Here is a 16,493-nt window from a genome sequence, read left to right as displayed (position 1 = left end):
GTCACCGATGCCCGCACGCATAGGGGTGACCTGGGAACTTCCGGGTGCCTACTGGCCGGGACCTGTCGGCTCGTCCTACGGTGAAATCACGCCCCGCACCGCCGGGATCGGCGGGCGGGCGTTCCACCGGTGGGCTTTCATTCCTTCGCATCAACAGGAGCATTTCCATGCGTGCTGTCGCTTTCTCACGTCCGGGCGGGCCGGAGGTCCTCGAGCTGCTCGAGGTGCCCGTCCCTGTGCCGGGACCCGGTGAGGTGCTGGTGAAAGTCGCTGCGGCCCCGGTGAATCCGGTCGATATCGGGGCGCGGGCGGGTGCGTTCGCGGCATTGCTGCCCGAGCGTGAGCATTACGTGCCCGGGGTGGAGTTCTCCGGCTGGATCGAGGCGGTGGGTCCCGAGGCCGGCTCCGCGCAGGCCGGGCAGCCGGTGATCGGGTTGATTCCGTGGCTGGCCAGTTTCGCGGGCAGCTACACCGACTACCTGGTCATCCCCGCCGAGCTGGTGGCCGCGGCCCCGACCGGTGTCGATCTCACGGCCGCGGCGACCTTGCCGCTCAACGGGATCACCGCCGACCTGGCCGTCACCGCCGCGGGCGCGGCCCCGGGCAGACGGGTGCTGGTGACGGGTGCGGCCGGTGGGGTCGGCGGCTACGCGGTGCTGTTGGCCGCCGCCGCGGGGGCCACGGTGATCGCGGTGGCCGGGGCGGGTGACGAGGACCTGGTGCGCTCCCTGGGCGCGCACGAATTCGCCACGCGCGGTGCGGATCTGGCGCGGCGACTCGGCGCGAACGGTGTCGACGCCGTCATCGATGCCGCGTTGTTGGGCGGCGCGGTGCTGCCGGTGGTCCGCGACGGCGGCGTCTTCGTCGCGTTGCTGCCCACGGTCGCGCCGCCCGCCGAACGCGGTATCACGGTGACCGCCGTCCAGCAGGCTCCCGACGGCCGCCGCCTGGCCGAACTGGTGGACCTCGTCGAATCCGGCGCCCTCACCCTGCGCGTGGCCGAAACCTATCCCCTCACCGAGGCCGCCGCCGCGCATGCCCGCTTCGAAAAGGGCGGGCTGCGCGGGCGTCTGGTGCTGCTGCCCTAGACGCCGCGCCCCGCACGGGAATGCCGCTGTCAGCATGTCGGCGGCGGCATTGCCCGTCCCGCGGGGGTCGTCGGAGTAAGCGCCGATCTGCGCCATCGGCCGATGCTGTATCGACGGCCTCGGTTTCCCGCGCCGGTTGACGGCGCGCGAGAACGCCTTCCACACCCCTGCCGCCGATCTGCGCCCGCAGGATCTGAGTACCGCTCAGGCGGCCTCGGGGCCCGCGTGGGTGCGGAATTGTCCGGGCGATATCCCGAATTCGCGTTTGAACGCCTTGGCGAAGGCGTATTCGGAGGTGTACCCGGCCTTCTCGGCGACCACGCGCAGCAGCAGGTCGGATTCGCGCAACAGCCGCGCCGCGCACGTCATGCGCCACCACGTCAGGTAGGTCAGTGGCCCGGTGCCCAGGGTGGCGGTGAAGCGTTGGGCGAACACCGAGCGTGACACTCCCGCGCGCGCGGCCAGCGTCTGTACCGTCCACGGCGCGGCCGGTTCGGCGTGGATCGCTTGCAGGCCCGCGTGGATCACCGGATCTCCCAGCGCGGCGACCCATCCGGTGTCGGTGGGGTGGGTCTGGTGCCAGGCGCGCAGCATGAACAGCAGCAGCACCTCGAGCAGCGGCGCGATCGCACCCGAGCCGTGGCGGGACTCGACCTCGTGGCCGAGCAGCTCGATGGCGGTGCGCAGCGGGCTGTGGTGACCGACCCGGGCGGGCAGGTGGATCACATCGGGCAGCTCCGCCAACGCGGGGTGCTCCCGCGAGCCGTCGAGATAGTAAGCGCCGCACAGCAATACGGTTTCGGTGCCGGTTTCGGTGGCGGTGTCGAGGCTGTCGGTGATGGCGTGGCCGCGGCTGCGCGGCATGAACGCGACATCACCGGCCTGCAGGTGCACCGGCGCGCCACCGTCGGGCACCAGCCAGCACGAACCCTGCAGCACCACATGGAATCCGGCGCTGTTGCCCTCCGCCGGGAAGTAGGTGCGCCACGGCGCGATCTTGACGGTGCGGTTGGAGTGCGGGATGCCCAACCGCATCGCGGCGACGGCGTCGCTGAGAATGTCCACTGCTCCACCGTAGCGGCGCCCGGGGCGGCTTCGGACGATCGGATATCAGGACCGGATTCTCGAGCATCGATCGTCCGGGCCGGGGTCCCTAGCGTGAGAAAGCGAGCCGATCCCGCGGCTTCGTTCCCACTCGATGGAGTTGTCCCCCATGCGTATTGCTGTCCACGGCGCGAGCGGTTTCACCGGTTCGCTCATCGTCGCCGAACTGGTTCGCCGCGACATCACCCCGGTGCTGGTCGGCCGCGACGCGGCCCGGCTGCGCCGGGTCGCGCACAAGTCGGGGCTGCCCGACGCCGAGATCCGGGTCGCCGCCCTCGACGACATCGAAGCCCTCGCCGCCGCGTTCGCCGACTGCGACGCGGTCATCAATGCCGCCGGACCGTTCACCTTCTGGGGTGAGCCGGTGGTCCGCGCCGCGATCGCCGCACGCCGCCCCTATCTCGACACCACCGGCGAACCCGCCTACCTGCACAAGATCCTGACCACCTACGACCAGGCCGCCAAAGACGCTGGGATCGCGGTGCTTCCGGCCGTCCAGGACGACGGCGTACCCGGCGACCTGATCGCCGCCCTGGCCGCCGCTCGCCTCGACGCCCCGATCGCCGAGATCGTCGTCGCCGACCTGCGCCGCCCCGGCGCGGCCTCGCGCGGCACCGCCCGCTCGATGGCCGCCATCGCGGTACTCGATCAGATCGAATACCGCGACGGTGACTGGCGTCCGGCCGCCGACTCGGCGAGCACGCTGACCGAACCCGGTGAAACCGAACCGGTCACGGTGACTCCGCTGGCCCTGCCCGGCGTGTACACCGTCCCGCGTCACGTCGACTCCCCGGTTGTGCGCGGGGTCATCCGCACCGAGGTGGGCGAGCTCTTCGCCGGGCTCAGTGGTGAAGTGGCCGAGACGATTCCGGAGATCCCCGACCCGGCCGTGCTGGCGGCCTCACGCTGGTTCGTGCTGGCCGAGGCCACCGGCGTCGACGGCCGCCGCGCCCGGGGCTGGGTCACCGGATTCGACCCCTACGGCTCCACCGCGGTCATCGCCGTGGAGGCCGCCCGCCGCCTGGTCACCGACGGCGCACCGGCCGGAACCCTGACTCCCGCACAGGTCTTCGACCCCGCCGGATTCCTGGCCGCACTCACCGACCACGGAATCACCTGGCAGGTGGAAACGCTCGCGGCGGTCTGATCCACGGCGCGGGGCGGTGATCGGCAGGCGCCTCGACAGAATCGGCGGCGGCGGAAGCAACCCCATCCGATGCCCCAGGCAGGCCGATCCGCACCGGCAGCTCGTCGCCGCTCATCCGGTCCGCACCGGGCGCCTGCGCCGCGAATTTCGGACCGCGGCGTGTTCCCTTGCACCGCAACGTACTGCGCACCGGCCCACACCATGCGGGTGGACCGGGGCGAAGTACGTGGTGTTCAGTTGGCCGAGTCGACCTTCGGAAAGGTCTGGGTGACCAGGGTGAGCAGCGCGTCGGCGAGCAGGTGGTGCACCTGCTCGCGGGTCAGGCTGCCGCGCACGATCCACTCGCGCCCCGCCGCCTTGACCAGACCGCCGTAACAGCGCACCAGCGCCCGCAATTCGCCCGAATGCAGCGAATCGTCCAGGCCCATCATCGCGACCATGCGGTCGGCGGCGGCGTAGTCGGCCTCGTCGAGGATGCGCTGCACCTCCGGGTCGTCGCCCACACCTTCGTGACCGGTGACCTTGACCCAGGTGCTGCCGTGCTCGCCGATGGTGTCCAGCAGCCACGACACGCTCGCGTCCACCCGATCCCGGGTCGACCCGGCGGGCACCGACATCTTCTCCGGCCGCGGCAGCGTCACCATGCGCCGCACCACCGCCAGGTACAGATCGCGCTTGTTGCCGAAGTAGTGGTTGATCAGTCCGCGCGCCACCCCGGCCCGCTGGGCCAGTTCGGCGGTGGACACCGCGGCATAGGGACGTTCGCCGAACATGTCGATCGCGCAGGACAGGATCTGCGCGCGGCGTTCGTCGGGTTCGAGCCGGCGCCGACGCGAGGGAGCGTCGCCGGTGTCCTCGGAGGAGGCCGGCTCGATGGTCGGGGTTTCAGAGTGAGCGGGCAATGAGATCCTTCATCACCTCGTTGGCTCCCGCGAGGATTCGCAGGACCCGAGCGCCGGTGTACAGCTGGGAAATCGGGTATTCGGTCATGTATCCATAGCCGCCGAAGAACTGCAGGCAGCGATCCACCACATTACCGAGTTGATCGGTCAACCAGTATTTCGACATGGCCGCGGTGGGGATATCGAGCTCCCCGCGCAGGTGCTTGCCGATGCAGTCGTCGAGGAAGACCCGCCCGACCTTGGCGATCGTCGCGCACTCGGCCAGCTCGAACCGGGTGTTCTGCATCGCGAACAGCGGCTTGCCGAACGCCTCGCGCCCCTTGGTGTAGTCGACGGTCAACGCGACCGCCTTCTCGGTCATCGCCACCGCCATGATCGCGGTGACCAGCCGTTCCTGGGCCAGCATCTGCATCATCTGATAGAAGCCCTGCCCCTCGGCCGCACCCAGCAGGTTCGTCGCGGGCACCCGCAGGCCGTCGAAGAACAGCTCGGCGGTGTCCTGCGCCTTGCCGCCGATCTTGGACAGGATGCGTCCGCGGGTGAAACCCGGTGTGTCCTCCCCGACCTCGGCGAAAATCAGCGAGACACCCGCCGCACCCAGCGACGGGTCGGTCTTGCAGGCGATGATGATGCCGTCGCACAGCCAGCCGTTGGAGATGAAGATCTTCGAACCGGTGATGACGTACTCGTCGCCCTCGCGCACCGCGCGGGTCTTGATCGCCTGCAGATCCGACCCCGTGCCCGGCTCGGTCATGCCGATCGAGAGCACCATCTCCCCGCTGGCGGCCTTGGGCAGCACCGCGCGCTTGAGTTCCTCGGAACCGAACTCGTGAATATAGGGCGCGATGATCGAGGAGTGCACCGACATGCCCAGCGACCCGTCACCGGCGTGCGCCTGGGCCTCGATGATGGCCGCCTCGTGCGCGAAAGTGCCGCCGCCACCGCCGTATTCGGCAGGGATGGCCGCACACAGCAGGCCCAGTTCGCCGGCACGGTTGTAGAGCTTGCGGTCGGGATGGCCCTGCGCGATGAACTTCTCGGTGTGCGGAATCACCTCCTTCTCGAAGAAGGTGGTCGCCAGTCCTCGTACCGCCTCGACCTCGTCGTCGCTCCATGCGGGGCGTGCCATGGTGTGATCCTTCGCTTGCCATCAGGGTGCGCGTCAGCGCCTCGCCCCTCAGCGTGCACGGCTATTGGCGGAGTGTCAACAATGTGTCAGTCGCCGCTCGCCCGCGACTGATTCACCTCCGCGAAAGTCGCGAAAATCGGCGTGTCCGCATCCGCCTCGATGCCCTGACGCCGCAGAAACCCATCGATCAAACCCCACACCAACTCCGTGGCCTGATCCACGAACTCACCCGTCTGCTCCACCGACGGGGTATCCGAATCCGACAACCACAGATCGGTGATCGACACCACCGCACCGATCAACGCCCGCGACAGATAATCCAGGCCCCGCGTATCCAACGGCACCGCCTCGGCCACCGACCGCGCCAGCTTCTCCAACCGCCGCGCCGCATCCCGGCCCAGATCCAGTTGCAGCACACCCGCACCCGACTGCTGCAACACCGGCGCCTGACCCAGATAACGGAACACGTTGGGATGCTCCAGAATCCCGGCCGCATACTCGCCGAAGACGCGCCGCAACGCCTGCCGCGGCGGCTGCAGCATCAACGTCATATCCGACCCCGCGGCCGAGAACGCCTGCCGCGACATACGCGCCGCAATCTCGGTGAACAAATCGCCCTTGTCCGCGAACTGCCGATACAGCCGCGGCTTGGTGATCTGCGCTTCGCGCGCGATGTCATCCATGCTCGGACGCGGACCCGCCCGATCGATCACCCGGATCGCCGCGTCCACGATGTCCTCACGGGTCACCATCCGGACCGCTCCGGCACTGCTACGAGCCACGCCCGGAGTGTACACGTACCGACAGTACGCACGGGAACTTCCCTTCGCCGGGCCCTTCTACCCTAGATTACCGGCCCGTCACGTGATACAAGCCACATAGCGCTAGCCGCAACCCGGGATTGATTTGACGCAGAACGTACTGCCAGTATCGATCTTCGTACCGGCAGTACGCACAACCGGAAAGCAGCCGATGTCCCACGCAGCACGCCAACTCAGCGACACCCTGCGAGCACCCCTGCCCGCAGCCTTCGACCAGCTCACCGACACCGACCTGGCCGAACTCGACCGCCTGCTCACCCAGGCCCTCGACCACCACGGCGCCACCCTCGACGCCGCCATCGGCCACTCCCTCGACATCGTCCCGCGCCTCATGCGCCCGGCCGTCAAGAAAGCACTGGGACTATGAGCGAGCACCTCGCCGCCGTCGCCGAGACCACCAAACTCGCACGCGTACTGGGCATCACCGACCCCACCGAACTCGACTTCCTCGTCGACCTGCCATCCGCCGCCATCCGCGAATACCGCGAACGCGTCACCGACCGACTCTTCGACCGAGACACCAAGCGACTCAAAGGCATCGCCGCCGCCAGCAAGATCGTCCCCGTGGCCCTCAGCTCCAAAATGGCCGAACGCGCCTTCGGACCCGTCCTGTGCGCCGCCGTCGCCAGCGCCGTCGAACCCCACCGCGCCGTCGACATCGCCAAACACCTACACGCCACATTCCTCGCCGAATGCGCCGTCCAACTCGACCCCCGCCGCACCGCCGCCATCATCGCCGCCGTCCCCGCCACCATGGTCACCGACGTCGCCCGCGAACTCCTCGCCCGCGGCGACCACATCACCATGGGCCGCTTCGTCCACGTCGTCCCCGAACCCGCCCTGCGCGCCGCCGCACCCGTCATGAGCGACGCCGACCTGCTACGCATCGGCTTCCTACTCGAAGACAAAACCGCCATCGACCGCGTCCTGCACATCGTCGCCGACCGCGTCCCCGGCGTCATCCGCGCCGCCTACGACCAGAACATGTGGGCCGAAGGCATCGACCTGCTCGACTCCATCGCACCCCACAACCGCGCCTGGATCGGCGACATCACCGCCGGACTCGGACCCGACGTCCTCGACGCCCTCATCACCGCCGTCGCCGAACTCGACGCCTGGGCCACCCTGCTGCCCATCACCAGCGCCATGAGCCCCGACAGCCTGCGCCTGTTCGCCGAACGACCCACCGTCCACGACGAAAACATCCTCGCCGCCATCATGGACGCCGCACTCGACGGCGGACAATGGGTCAACCTGCTGCCCTTGGCATCCCACCTACCCGCCGAACAACTCGCCTTCATCGCCGCCCGCGTCGGCGACCAAGACGACGACCGCCTCGGCGACCTCATCCGCGACGCCCACACCGCCGGACTCTGGGCCGCCATGATCCCCGTCGCCCTCGCCCTCACCGACGAACACCGCCGCCGCCTGGCCGGACTACCCGTCATGACCGAACCCGACGTCCTCACCGCCGTCATCACCGCCACCGCCGACCACGACCTGTGGTCGCAGGCACTGCCTCTCGTCGACGCCCTCCCCGACACCACCAAACCCACACTCGCCGCCCTCATCGGCGACCTCACCCGCGAACAACTCCTCGCCGCCGTCCTCACCGCCTCCTGCGGCGACAACATCCACACCCTCGTCGACATCGCCCTCGCCCAGAACACCGAAGGCCGCACCCGCGTCCTCACCCTCATCGACGGCATGGACGACATCGAAGAATTCCTCTCCGCCCTCACCCCCGACACCCCCGACACGGTGTGGCAGGCCCTCATCCAGGTCCGCGCCGAAATCCCCGCCCGCCTGCTCACCCTGCTCGCCGAACGCGCCCGCGAACTCGACCGCGACGCCGACGCCGCCCAACTCGAACCCCTCACCACCACCGCCAACTAGCCACACCCCCAGCCCCGACGCCCGGCCGCCTCCACGGCCGGGCGTCTCCCATATCCGGCCCTTTGAGAGAATGGCTCGTCCACCACCCCCGCACGAAGGATCACCACAGCTTCCGATGGCCGACCAGACGACCCCGGCAACACCGACCGACGCACCGGCCATCGACCCCGACGAGCTGGCCATCTGCCTGCGCGTCCTCGAACAAGCGGGACAACTCGACAAGGAACACCCCGACTCCGTCGCCGTACAGCGCGCCGTCGGATACATGTTCAAGAAGTTCAAACAAAACAAGCGGATCGCCAAGCGCGACGCCATCTCCGAAGCCGACAAGCAGGTCGTCGCCGCCACCGCTACCGGCTCACCCAACCGGATCGACGACGAAACCGCCGGAATCCCGATCAGTTCCACCACCGTCGGCGCCAGCGCCGGAACCCTGCTGCGGCCGCGTCCCTGCTACATATGCAAACAGCGCTATACCCAAGTGGATGCGTTCTACCACCAGCTCTGCCCCGACTGCGCCGCCAAGAGCCACACCAAACGCGACGCCCGCACCGACCTCACCGGACGCCGCGCCCTGCTCACCGGCGGCCGCGCCAAGATCGGCATGTACATCGCCCTGCGACTACTCCGCGACGGCGCCCACACCACCATCACCACCCGCTTCCCCAACGACGCCATCCGCCGCTTCGCCGCCCAGCCCGACAGCGCCGACTGGCTCCACCGCCTGCGCATCATCGGCATCGACCTGCGCGACCCCGCCCAGGTCGTCGCCCTCGCCGAAGACGTTGCCGCACAAGGCCCGCTCGACATCCTCATCAACAACGCCGCCCAGACCGTGCGCCGCACCACCGGCGCCTACAGCGCGCTCGTCGAAGCCGAGAACGGGCCGCTGCCCGCCGGCGAACTGCCCGAGATGATCAGCTTCGGCAAGACCATGCAGGCCCACCCGGCCTCGCTCACCGCCTCGCTGACACCCAGCCTGTCCGGCGCCGACATCACCGACCTCGCCCTCGTCGCGGGATCAGCCACCCCCGAACGCATTTCACGCGGCGTCGCCATCGACGCCGGCGGACTGGTGCCCGACCTCGCCCACACCAACAGCTGGGTGCAGGCCGTCGGCGAAGTCGACGCCACCGAGCTCCTCGAAGTGCAGCTGTGCAACTCGGTCGCGCCGTTCATCCTCATCTCGCACCTGCGTCCCGCCATGGCCGCCGCGGCCGCCGAGCGCAAGTACGTCGTGAACGTCTCCGCCATGGAAGGCGTCTTCGCCCGCGGCTACAAAGGCCCCGGCCACCCGCACACCAATATGGCCAAGGCCGCGCTGAACATGTTGACCCGCACCAGCGCTCGCGAAATGTACGAGACCGACAAGATCCTCATGACCGCCGTCGACACCGGCTGGATCACCGACGAACGCCCGCACTACACCAAGATCCGCCTCGCCGAGGAGGGCTTCCACGCACCCCTCGACCTGGTCGACGGCGCGGCGCGGGTGTACGACCCGATCGTGCGCGGCGAGGCCGGAGACGAGCTCTTCGGCTGCTTCCTCAAGGACTACGAACCCTCCAACTGGTAACCGCTCGAACGAGACAGCTCCCTCGCCTCTAGGAAGTCTTTAGAGGCGAGGGGCTGTTAGGTGACTTGAAGCTGAGAAGGTAATTCATGTTTCGATGCGCATATCTACGTAAACATATGTTCGTTTCCGCTACTCAGGCCGATGACCAGGGCGGATAATCGGTCCATGAGTGGACGATCCTTCGCTGCCGCGGTTCGCGACCGGGTGCCCCTCCTCCGCTGGTCGGTCCTCCGGTTCCTTTTGGGCGGGCCGACTTTCGTGCGTACCGGGCAGGTCGGTGACGGCCGGGAGCGGGCCGCGCGCGACTTCGTACTGGCCCACTCCCCCGCCGGCGATCCCGACAGTGCGCTCGCGGCCTTCGACGACTTCGCCCGCAACCACAGCCTGCTGGTGAACATCGGCGACGAGAAGGGCCTGATTCTCGATGCGGCCCTGCGCAAGACCACCCCGAAGCTGCTCCTCGAACTCGGCGGATACTGCGGCTACAGCGCGATCCGCACCGCACGCCTACTCGACGCCGACGCCCGGCTGATATCGGTCGAGATGAACCCCGACAACGCCGAAATCGCCCGCACCCTGCTCGCCCACGCGGGCCTGGCCGACCGGGTCAGTGTGGTGGTCGGCACGATCGGCGACGGCGGCGAAACCCTGAAGCGCCTGGCCACCGCACATGGATTCGCCCCCGGCACACTGGATTTCCTCTTCATCGACCACGACAAGAGCGCCTATCTCCCCGACCTGAAGACCATCCTGGACCAGGGCTGGCTACATCCGGGCAGCATCGTGGTCGCCGACAATGTCGGCATCCCCGGCGCCCCCGGCTACCGCCGCTACATGCACGACTCCGAGGGCACGATCTGGCACACCACCGAGCACCACACCCACACCGAATACCAATCCCTCCTCGAGGACCTGGTCCTCGAATCCGAATACCTACCCTGACCGACCCAGCCGGCGGGGGCGCCACAGTCCCACTGGCCGTGCCGATTCGAGGTCGGCGGATCGTCCGCAACTGCCGTCACGAATGCTGAACAGCCCAAGAGTGCTGGCTACGCTTCGGTATGGCTGTAATGGACGTGTGCAATGACTCCACTGGATGGCTCATTCTCTGGCTGGAACCACTGGGAGAGGACCGGTGGCTGAGGCCGAGCGAGCGGGTCCGAATCCGCACCGACTACCGCGGTGACGACCTGGCATTCTCCGTCACCACATGGGTAGACCAGCGTGATCGGGCCGATGGGATCGAGAACATCGCCGTCTGCGTCGAGAACGGCGATTGCCGTGCCGAGGTCACCGACGCCAACGGTGCCGTCGTCGAATGTGGCCACCAGCGCCCCGAGCGGATAGCCAAAAGATGGCAGGCCGAGAGGGAGGCCATGCCGAAAAGTGCGGCAGCTCAGACGTCGCCTGAGAGCTTGTGAACGTCTGGCACTGTTAGCCGAGGGCTGGTGCGGTGGGCCTATTCGTGCACATTTCGCTGCTGGGAGGCGGATTTCTGCCAGTTCGGGTGCCTCAGTGCACGTTCAGGCCCGTGATCAATTTGCATGGAAAGCCAACTGGGCGTGAGGATCCGAGATCGACTGCACGTACATGTCGCTCCAGTGGCGTGAATTGGGGTTGCCCTGCTTCTTTCGCGGGAGAGCGGGCTTCTATTCGGCGAGGGTGTTGTCGAGGATGTCGTCCAGGTCGAGTTCGGTGCGGCCGTAACCGAAGATCGCGCGTAGGTATAGGGGTGCGACCAGTCGGTCGAGGACCCTAGAGAGGGTAGGGGTGTGCTCGCCGCGGGTTCGGGCCCGGTCGAGCATTTGTTGGATCAGGTCGGCGCGGGCTGCGGCGATGTCGGTGATCTGCCGGGCGCGGTCGGAGTCGGTGGCGGTGTGCGCCCGGGCGGCGATGGCTGCTTGCAGGAGTGAGAGTCCTTCGGGTGCACCGAGTTCGGTGGTCATCCGCTCCGCCCAGAGGAGCAGATCGCGGCGCAGGGAACCTGTGTCGGGCAGGGGCTGTTCCTGGTTGAGCTTGGCAACGGCCACCGCCACGTCGAGCACGAGGTTGTCCAGGGTGCCCCAGCGGCGGTAGATCGTCGCCTCGTTGACGCCCGCGCGTTCGGCGACGTCGCGACCGGTGAATCCGTCGCGACCGCGTTCCTCGATGAGGGCTCGTACGGCCTCGTGCACCGCGGCGCCTACGCGCGCGGTGCGGCCGCCGGGTCGGCGGCGCGGTGGCGAGATGTCGCTCATGACCGCAGATTCTAGCAACAAAAGCGAGATTGCTTGCTTTAGCTGTGGCGAGCCCTTACCGTTGCTTATAGCAAGCAGACACGCATTAATGCGTGACGTTCTCTCCGACGGAAGGTCGGATCATGAAAATCCACAGCTTCGTTCTCGGCTTCCTCCCCTGGATCGTGATCATCCCGTTCCCCAGCGACAAGATGGGGTGGGGTGCTCTGCTCGGGTTCTTCGTCGCCGTGGTTCAGCTCGGGCTGAACCACCGCCGCGGCGCTCCGATGGACGCGATGATCCTCGACCTCGGCAGTGCCGCTTTCCTGCTCGCTCTCTCCGGCCTCGGCTTCCTGGCACCGCATTCGGGATTGATCAAAGCCAACGACGTCCTGTCCTTCACGTGGCTGGCGCTGATCGCGTTCGGCAGCATGGCGGCGGGCCGTCCGTTCACGATGGGCATCGCACGTCGACAGGTGCCGCAAAACACCTGGGACAGTTCGGATTTCCGCAGCACACACATGGTGATCACCAGAATCTGGGGGATCGCTTTCGCCGGCCTTGCCATTGCACTGGGCATCGTCCGGATCGCCGATCTCGCCATCGCGGCCGGCCTGCCCGTGCGCCTGATCGGCCTGTCGATTCCCTTCCTGCTCACCATCCGAGAGGTCAAAGCGATCCGCGCCCGCACCACGACCACCGCATGACACCGGCACCCCCGCCGAAACCCCGACAGAAGATCAACTGGCCGTCACGATCCGCCCGAACTGTCCTCTGAGATAGCGTGCTTCACACAGCCACCGCGTGTTACCGACGACTCGACGATCGGCGGGCAGACGAATGTCACGAGTTTTTCTGACCATGGCCATGTCACTCGACGGGTTCATCACCGGTCCCGACGACAACGCCGAGAACCCGGCGGGCACCAACGGGATGCGGCTGATGGACTGGCTCGGCGGCGGCGCCGAGCCCGATGCGCAAGGACCCGCGGCTTTCCGCCCCAAACACCCCAACAGCCAACTCGTGTTCGACGAGGCCATGGCGACCGGTGCCGTGATCACCGGGAAGCGGACCGCCGACTTCGCCGGTTACTGGGGCGGCGATCACCACAACGGAGTGCCGATCTTCGTGCCGACCCACCGTGCACCCGACCAGAACCCTTATGAGCGAGTCCGATACATCACCGAAGGCATCGCTTCCTGCGTGGAACAGGCCAAACAGGCCGCCGGCGGCCGGGACGTCATGATGCACGGCGCCTACACCGGTCAGCAGGCCCTCGAGGCCGGTGTACTGGACATGATCGAAATCCAGCTCCAGCCCGTACTACTCGGCCAAGGCCGACGGCTGTTCGATGGCCTCCCCGCCGAGCACATCGAACTCGACCTGATCCGCACCCTCGAGGACCCCGGCGTCCTGCACCTGCGCTACCTGGTTCGCAAATAGCATCCCTCACGGCCCGCCAAGTTGGTGAGTCAGTCGATGAATCTGTCGGCCTCTTCGTCGAAACCCCTCACTCCCGACTCCTCGAGGAAGATTCGGCGGGCGGACTCTCGGCGGCTGCGAAGGGCGCCGAAATGGTCGCGGTCCCGGATGAGTGTCGGGTAGCCCCATACGGCGCTCATGAAGCCGGTTCTGGTGGTGAACTCCCATTCCGAAGGCAGTTGCCAGTCTGTGACGACGAATCTGTCGAGCGGGAAATAGGAGGGCCAGCCGTCTTCTCCGACGAGCAGCACGCCAAGCGTGTTGTTCAGCAATGCCATTGCTCGAACGGTGTATTCGTTGCCTACGACCGCGGGGAGCAGGTAGGCGGGTGTGCCGTCGTCGCGGCGTGTGGTGCTTTCGAGTGGGCCGATACACAGGACCTTCACAGTCCCTCCGCATGTGCGATCTGATGCCAGCGGTTTCGATGCGACGCATCGGCAGGCCAGAGGAGCCAGGGTAGCCTCGGAAGATCAAGGAGTCCAATGCGTTTGGTTCATCCCTCGCGCTGGGGTGTCGCGGTCGGTTGATCTGGGGCATGTCGGTTTTTCCTTGCTGTGTGCGGAGTTCCTCGATGGTGCGGGCGAGGGTGTGCACCACTCGGTCGCGTTCACGGAGCAGTCGCGGGTGGTGTTCGCGCAGTGCGGTCAATCGGTCGGTGTGCCGGTCGAGGATCGCGGCGATCCCGTCGAGTCCGAGGTCCAGTTCCCGCAGCGCCAGAATCTCCTGCAGGCGCAAGAGCTGCGACTGCTCGTAGAAGCGGTAGCCGTTGCTGCGGACGCCCGCCGGGGGCAGGAGGCCGATCTCGACCCACTCGTCATCCCCGCTGGAACCACGCCGGTCCATCCGGCACCTCGACGCTAAACGTTCACGCGGCGTGAACCTCAAGACCGCGAGCAGCACCCTCGTACCGGCGGTGCGGAGTCCTATCCTGGGTTCATGGGCTACCGGCTGCTCGCCGATGTGACCGCGGTCGTGCACTTCTTGTTCGTGGCCTATGTCGTGGTGGGCGGGTTCATCGCGTGGCGGTGGCCGCGCACGATCTGGCTGCATCTGCTGGCGTTCGGGTGGGGGTTCAGCACGGTCTTGTTCGGTTTCGAGTGCCCGCTGACCGATCTGGAGAATTGGGCACGCCATCGAGCGGGTGAGGCCGGTCTGCCGTCGAGCGGGTTCATCGATCACTACATCACCGGGGTGCTGTATCCCCGCAGCGCGCTGGAAGAAGTGCGGATAGTCGTGGTGATCTGCGTGGCGGTGTCCTGGGTGGGGCTCTATCTGTTGAGCAGGCGGCGGGCCGCTACGCAGCGGTCCTGATCGTGCGGATCGGTGCGCTCAACGCGGCCGCGAGCGCGAGCGCGGTGAGGATCAGCAGTGCCAGAAGGGATTTCGCCGCGTCGGCGAGGGACCAGGTTGCCGCGTCGATGGCGGGTTGCAGCGCGGTCGTCGGCAGGTACGGCTGGGCTTTCGGCACCGCCGAGAACAGCAGACAGCAGATGTAGATCCCGGCGGTGACCCCTGCGGCGATACCGGCCGAACGGGTTCGCGCCGCGAGGCCCGCGGCGAACACCGCGAACAGCATCACCGCGAGTGCCTGCACCGCAAGCGAACCCACCGCCGGACCCAGCGGATACCGGCCGAACAGTGCCCAGCACTCGTACAGCGCGACGACCGCCCCGGCCAGTGCGGCGGCCCCGATCACCCCGGCCGCGACCGCGATTCGCGGCAGGAACAGCCGCACCGGGGAGACCTCGCGACTGTAGTAGAAGATGCCGATCGGATCGGTGTCGCGCAGCGCGCACGCCTGCGCGGCCAGGATCATGGCCACCGCCGCGACCAGCAGTCCGGTGTTCTTCACGTACTGCTGCAAGCCGTCTCGCCAGTCGGGCACCTTCAGCAGCTGGATTTCCGACGAGTGCCCGATCAGGTCGGGAAGATATTTCGCGCCCAGCAGCGAGACGAACCCGAACAGGACGAACGCCGCGACCAGGGCGACGAGTCGGCGGGTCCGGAGCCATCGGTACCACTCGACCCGGAATACGGTGCGGTTCACGGCTTCTCCCCGATCGCGGCGAAGAACGCGTCGGTCAATGTCGGACGCGTGATGCGGATGTCATCGATCTCGCCGCTGTGCGCGGCGGCGTCGGTCAGGGCGGGTGCCCATTCCGAATGCTCGGATTCGATGATCCGGCCGTCGGTCATGGTGATCCGCAGAGTCGGCGAGCCGGTGTGGCGATCCAGGAAATCGGTGGTGTCCCCCGCGAAGACGGCCCGCCCGCGGTGCAGCACCAGCAGCCGATCGGCCAGGTCCTCGACGTCGGCGAGCAGGTGACTGGAGAACACCACTGTCATCCGGCCGCCCAGTTCCCGCATGAGCGAGAGCACGGCCGCGCGTCCTTCGGGATCGAGTGCGCTGGTGGGTTCGTCGAGGATGAGCACCCCGGGCGCGCGGACCAGCGCCGCCGCGATTCCCAAGCGCTGCAGCATGCCCCGGGAGAATCCGCCGGCCCGGCGGTGGGCATGGCGTTCGAGGTCCACGGCCGCCAGGGCGGAGTCGATGGTCCACTCCCCTGCCGGGCGCACCGCTCCGATGGCCATCGATTGCGCGAGCACCTCGCGCGCCGACAACCACGGCTCGAAACCCGGTGTGTCGGGACAGTATCCGACAGCGTCCAGGCCGACGGGCACCCGCACCGAGCCCGCGGCGACCCGCTGCAGACCCAGCACGGTCCGGATCAGCGTCGTCTTGCCCGCGCCGTTGAGCCCGATGAGTCCGACCACGCCCGGACCGTCGACGGTCCATCCGACCCCGTCCAGGGCGACGAACTCGCCGAAGCGCACCGACACGTCGGCGACCTCGATGAGCGGCTCACTCACGGTCGGTGACACCGTCGCGGCCCACCACCAGATAGATGATTCCGCCCAGCGGAATGCTCACCAGGCAGACGATGGCCCACAACCATTTCGGCAGGTACTTCACCCGCGACCGAGACAGGTCGTACCAGCAGAAACCGACGAAGGCGAGCCCGACCACGGCCAGTGGCACGAGTGCGGCTACGGGAATGTTGGACACCGCGGTTCCTCTCCACGAGCGACCCGGCCATTGTTACCAGATCTGAGAACATTATTAATCAGGTG

At 67.6% G+C, this 16,493-nt stretch carries 19 protein-coding genes and 1 pseudogene; 10 read left to right on the top strand and 10 right to left on the bottom strand.

All coding sequences use genetic code 11. The annotated features are described in order from the left end of the window. Positions 1–167 precede the first annotated feature (167 nt). Positions 168–1,088: an NADP-dependent oxidoreductase gene (locus GPX89_RS14730; RefSeq protein WP_157387968.1), complete on the top strand. Its 921-nt coding sequence runs from the start codon at positions 168–170 to the stop codon at positions 1,086–1,088. A gap of 204 nt (positions 1,089–1,292) precedes the next feature. On the opposite strand, the gene GPX89_RS45895 is transcribed toward GPX89_RS14730, so the two are convergent. Next, a complete protein-coding gene (locus GPX89_RS45895; RefSeq protein ID WP_328601827.1) occupies positions 1,293–2,153 on the bottom strand; it encodes an AraC family transcriptional regulator in 861 nt (286 codons plus the stop codon). A 148-nt stretch (positions 2,154–2,301) separates the two neighbouring features. On the opposite strand from GPX89_RS45895, the gene GPX89_RS14720 reads away from it, so the two are divergent. Next, positions 2,302–3,339 (top strand): saccharopine dehydrogenase family protein, encoded by a 1,038-nt coding sequence (locus GPX89_RS14720; protein WP_157387967.1) that lies wholly within the window; start codon positions 2,302–2,304, stop codon positions 3,337–3,339. Positions 3,340–3,572: 233 nt separating this feature from the next. Here GPX89_RS14720 and GPX89_RS14715 read toward each other — a convergent pair whose 3' ends face one another. The 3 genes from GPX89_RS14715 to GPX89_RS14705 all read right to left on the bottom strand — a co-directional run bounded on the left by GPX89_RS14715 (position 3,573) and on the right by GPX89_RS14705 (position 6,152). Continuing rightward, positions 3,573–4,241: a TetR/AcrR family transcriptional regulator gene (locus GPX89_RS14715; RefSeq protein WP_157387966.1), complete on the bottom strand. Its 669-nt coding sequence runs from the start codon at positions 4,239–4,241 to the stop codon at positions 3,573–3,575. Continuing rightward, the gene (locus tag GPX89_RS14710) at positions 4,225–5,370 is read right to left on the bottom strand and encodes an acyl-CoA dehydrogenase family protein (RefSeq protein ID WP_157387965.1); all 1,146 of its coding nucleotides are present in this window, start codon (positions 5,368–5,370) and stop codon (positions 4,225–4,227) included. Before GPX89_RS14710 ends, GPX89_RS14715 begins: the two co-directional genes overlap by 17 nt. Positions 5,371–5,456: 86 nt before the next feature. Continuing rightward, positions 5,457–6,152, bottom strand: a complete 696-nt coding sequence (locus GPX89_RS14705) for a TetR/AcrR family transcriptional regulator (protein WP_328601826.1) — start codon at positions 6,150–6,152, stop codon at positions 5,457–5,459. A 190-nt stretch (positions 6,153–6,342) separates the two neighbouring features. On the opposite strand from GPX89_RS14705, the gene GPX89_RS14700 reads away from it, so the two are divergent. From GPX89_RS14700 to GPX89_RS14680, 5 genes are all read left to right on the top strand, one after another. Continuing rightward, on the top strand, positions 6,343–6,558 hold the full coding sequence (locus GPX89_RS14700; protein WP_157387964.1) for a hypothetical protein: 216 nt from the start codon (positions 6,343–6,345) through the stop codon (positions 6,556–6,558). Beyond that, positions 6,555–8,087 carry a hypothetical protein gene (locus GPX89_RS45435; RefSeq protein ID WP_157387963.1) on the top strand — a complete coding sequence of 511 codons (1,533 nt, stop codon included), beginning with the start codon at positions 6,555–6,557 and terminating at the stop codon, positions 8,085–8,087. Before GPX89_RS14700 ends, GPX89_RS45435 begins: the two co-directional genes overlap by 4 nt. A gap of 115 nt (positions 8,088–8,202) precedes the next feature. After that, entirely contained in the window at positions 8,203–9,663 is a 1,461-nt protein-coding gene (locus GPX89_RS14690; RefSeq protein ID WP_157387962.1) for an SDR family NAD(P)-dependent oxidoreductase, read from the top strand. 165 nt (positions 9,664–9,828) lie between these two features. After that, a complete protein-coding gene (locus GPX89_RS14685; RefSeq protein WP_157387961.1) occupies positions 9,829–10,605 on the top strand; it encodes an O-methyltransferase in 777 nt (258 codons plus the stop codon). A 119-nt stretch (positions 10,606–10,724) separates the two neighbouring features. Beyond that, on the top strand, positions 10,725–11,084 hold the full coding sequence (locus tag GPX89_RS14680) for a hypothetical protein (protein ID WP_157387960.1): 360 nt from the start codon (positions 10,725–10,727) through the stop codon (positions 11,082–11,084). 228 nt (positions 11,085–11,312) lie between these two features. On the opposite strand, the gene GPX89_RS14675 is transcribed toward GPX89_RS14680, so the two are convergent. Continuing rightward, positions 11,313–11,900: a TetR/AcrR family transcriptional regulator gene (locus GPX89_RS14675; protein ID WP_157387959.1), complete on the bottom strand. Its 588-nt coding sequence runs from the start codon at positions 11,898–11,900 to the stop codon at positions 11,313–11,315. Between the two features lie 122 nt (positions 11,901–12,022). On the opposite strand from GPX89_RS14675, the gene GPX89_RS14670 reads away from it, so the two are divergent. Then, complete coding sequence (locus tag GPX89_RS14670; protein ID WP_157387958.1) at positions 12,023–12,586, top strand: hypothetical protein; 564 nt, start codon at positions 12,023–12,025, stop codon at positions 12,584–12,586. A 133-nt stretch (positions 12,587–12,719) separates the two neighbouring features. Next, positions 12,720–13,322, top strand: coding sequence for a dihydrofolate reductase family protein (locus tag GPX89_RS14665; protein WP_157387957.1), 603 nt, complete (start codon positions 12,720–12,722; stop codon positions 13,320–13,322). 29 nt (positions 13,323–13,351) lie between these two features. Here the strand turns inward: GPX89_RS14665 and GPX89_RS44590 are convergent, their stop codons facing one another. Together GPX89_RS44590 and GPX89_RS46230 are read right to left on the bottom strand one after the other, a co-directional pair. Then, positions 13,352–13,639: a hypothetical protein gene (locus tag GPX89_RS44590; RefSeq protein WP_235947138.1), complete on the bottom strand. Its 288-nt coding sequence runs from the start codon at positions 13,637–13,639 to the stop codon at positions 13,352–13,354. A 445-nt stretch (positions 13,640–14,084) separates the two neighbouring features. Next, a pseudogene (locus GPX89_RS46230) lies at positions 14,085–14,204 on the bottom strand (hypothetical protein); the annotation flags it as partial. A 93-nt stretch (positions 14,205–14,297) separates the two neighbouring features. On the opposite strand from GPX89_RS46230, the gene GPX89_RS14655 reads away from it, so the two are divergent. Further along, positions 14,298–14,672 (top strand): DUF2784 domain-containing protein, encoded by a 375-nt coding sequence (locus tag GPX89_RS14655; protein WP_157387955.1) that lies wholly within the window; start codon positions 14,298–14,300, stop codon positions 14,670–14,672. Here GPX89_RS14655 and GPX89_RS14650 read toward each other — a convergent pair. From GPX89_RS14650 to GPX89_RS14640, 3 genes are read right to left on the bottom strand one after another with little or no spacing between them, the layout of a single operon-like run. Beyond that, positions 14,656–15,408, bottom strand: a complete 753-nt coding sequence (locus tag GPX89_RS14650; protein ID WP_157387954.1) for a hypothetical protein — start codon at positions 15,406–15,408, stop codon at positions 14,656–14,658. The genes GPX89_RS14655 and GPX89_RS14650 overlap by 17 nt on opposite strands. Further along, a complete protein-coding gene (locus tag GPX89_RS14645; protein ID WP_157387953.1) occupies positions 15,405–16,232 on the bottom strand; it encodes an ABC transporter ATP-binding protein in 828 nt (275 codons plus the stop codon). Before GPX89_RS14645 ends, GPX89_RS14650 begins: the two co-directional genes overlap by 4 nt. Further along, complete coding sequence (locus tag GPX89_RS14640) at positions 16,225–16,428, bottom strand: PLDc N-terminal domain-containing protein (RefSeq protein ID WP_328601825.1); 204 nt, start codon at positions 16,426–16,428, stop codon at positions 16,225–16,227. Before GPX89_RS14640 ends, GPX89_RS14645 begins: the two co-directional genes overlap by 8 nt. Positions 16,429–16,493: the final 65 nt, after the last annotated feature.

It is taken from the genome of Nocardia terrae, from assembly GCF_009760405.1.
GTDB lineage: Bacteria > Actinomycetota > Actinomycetes > Mycobacteriales > Mycobacteriaceae > Nocardia > Nocardia terrae.
This window is presented reverse-complemented; position numbering and strand designations above follow the sequence as displayed.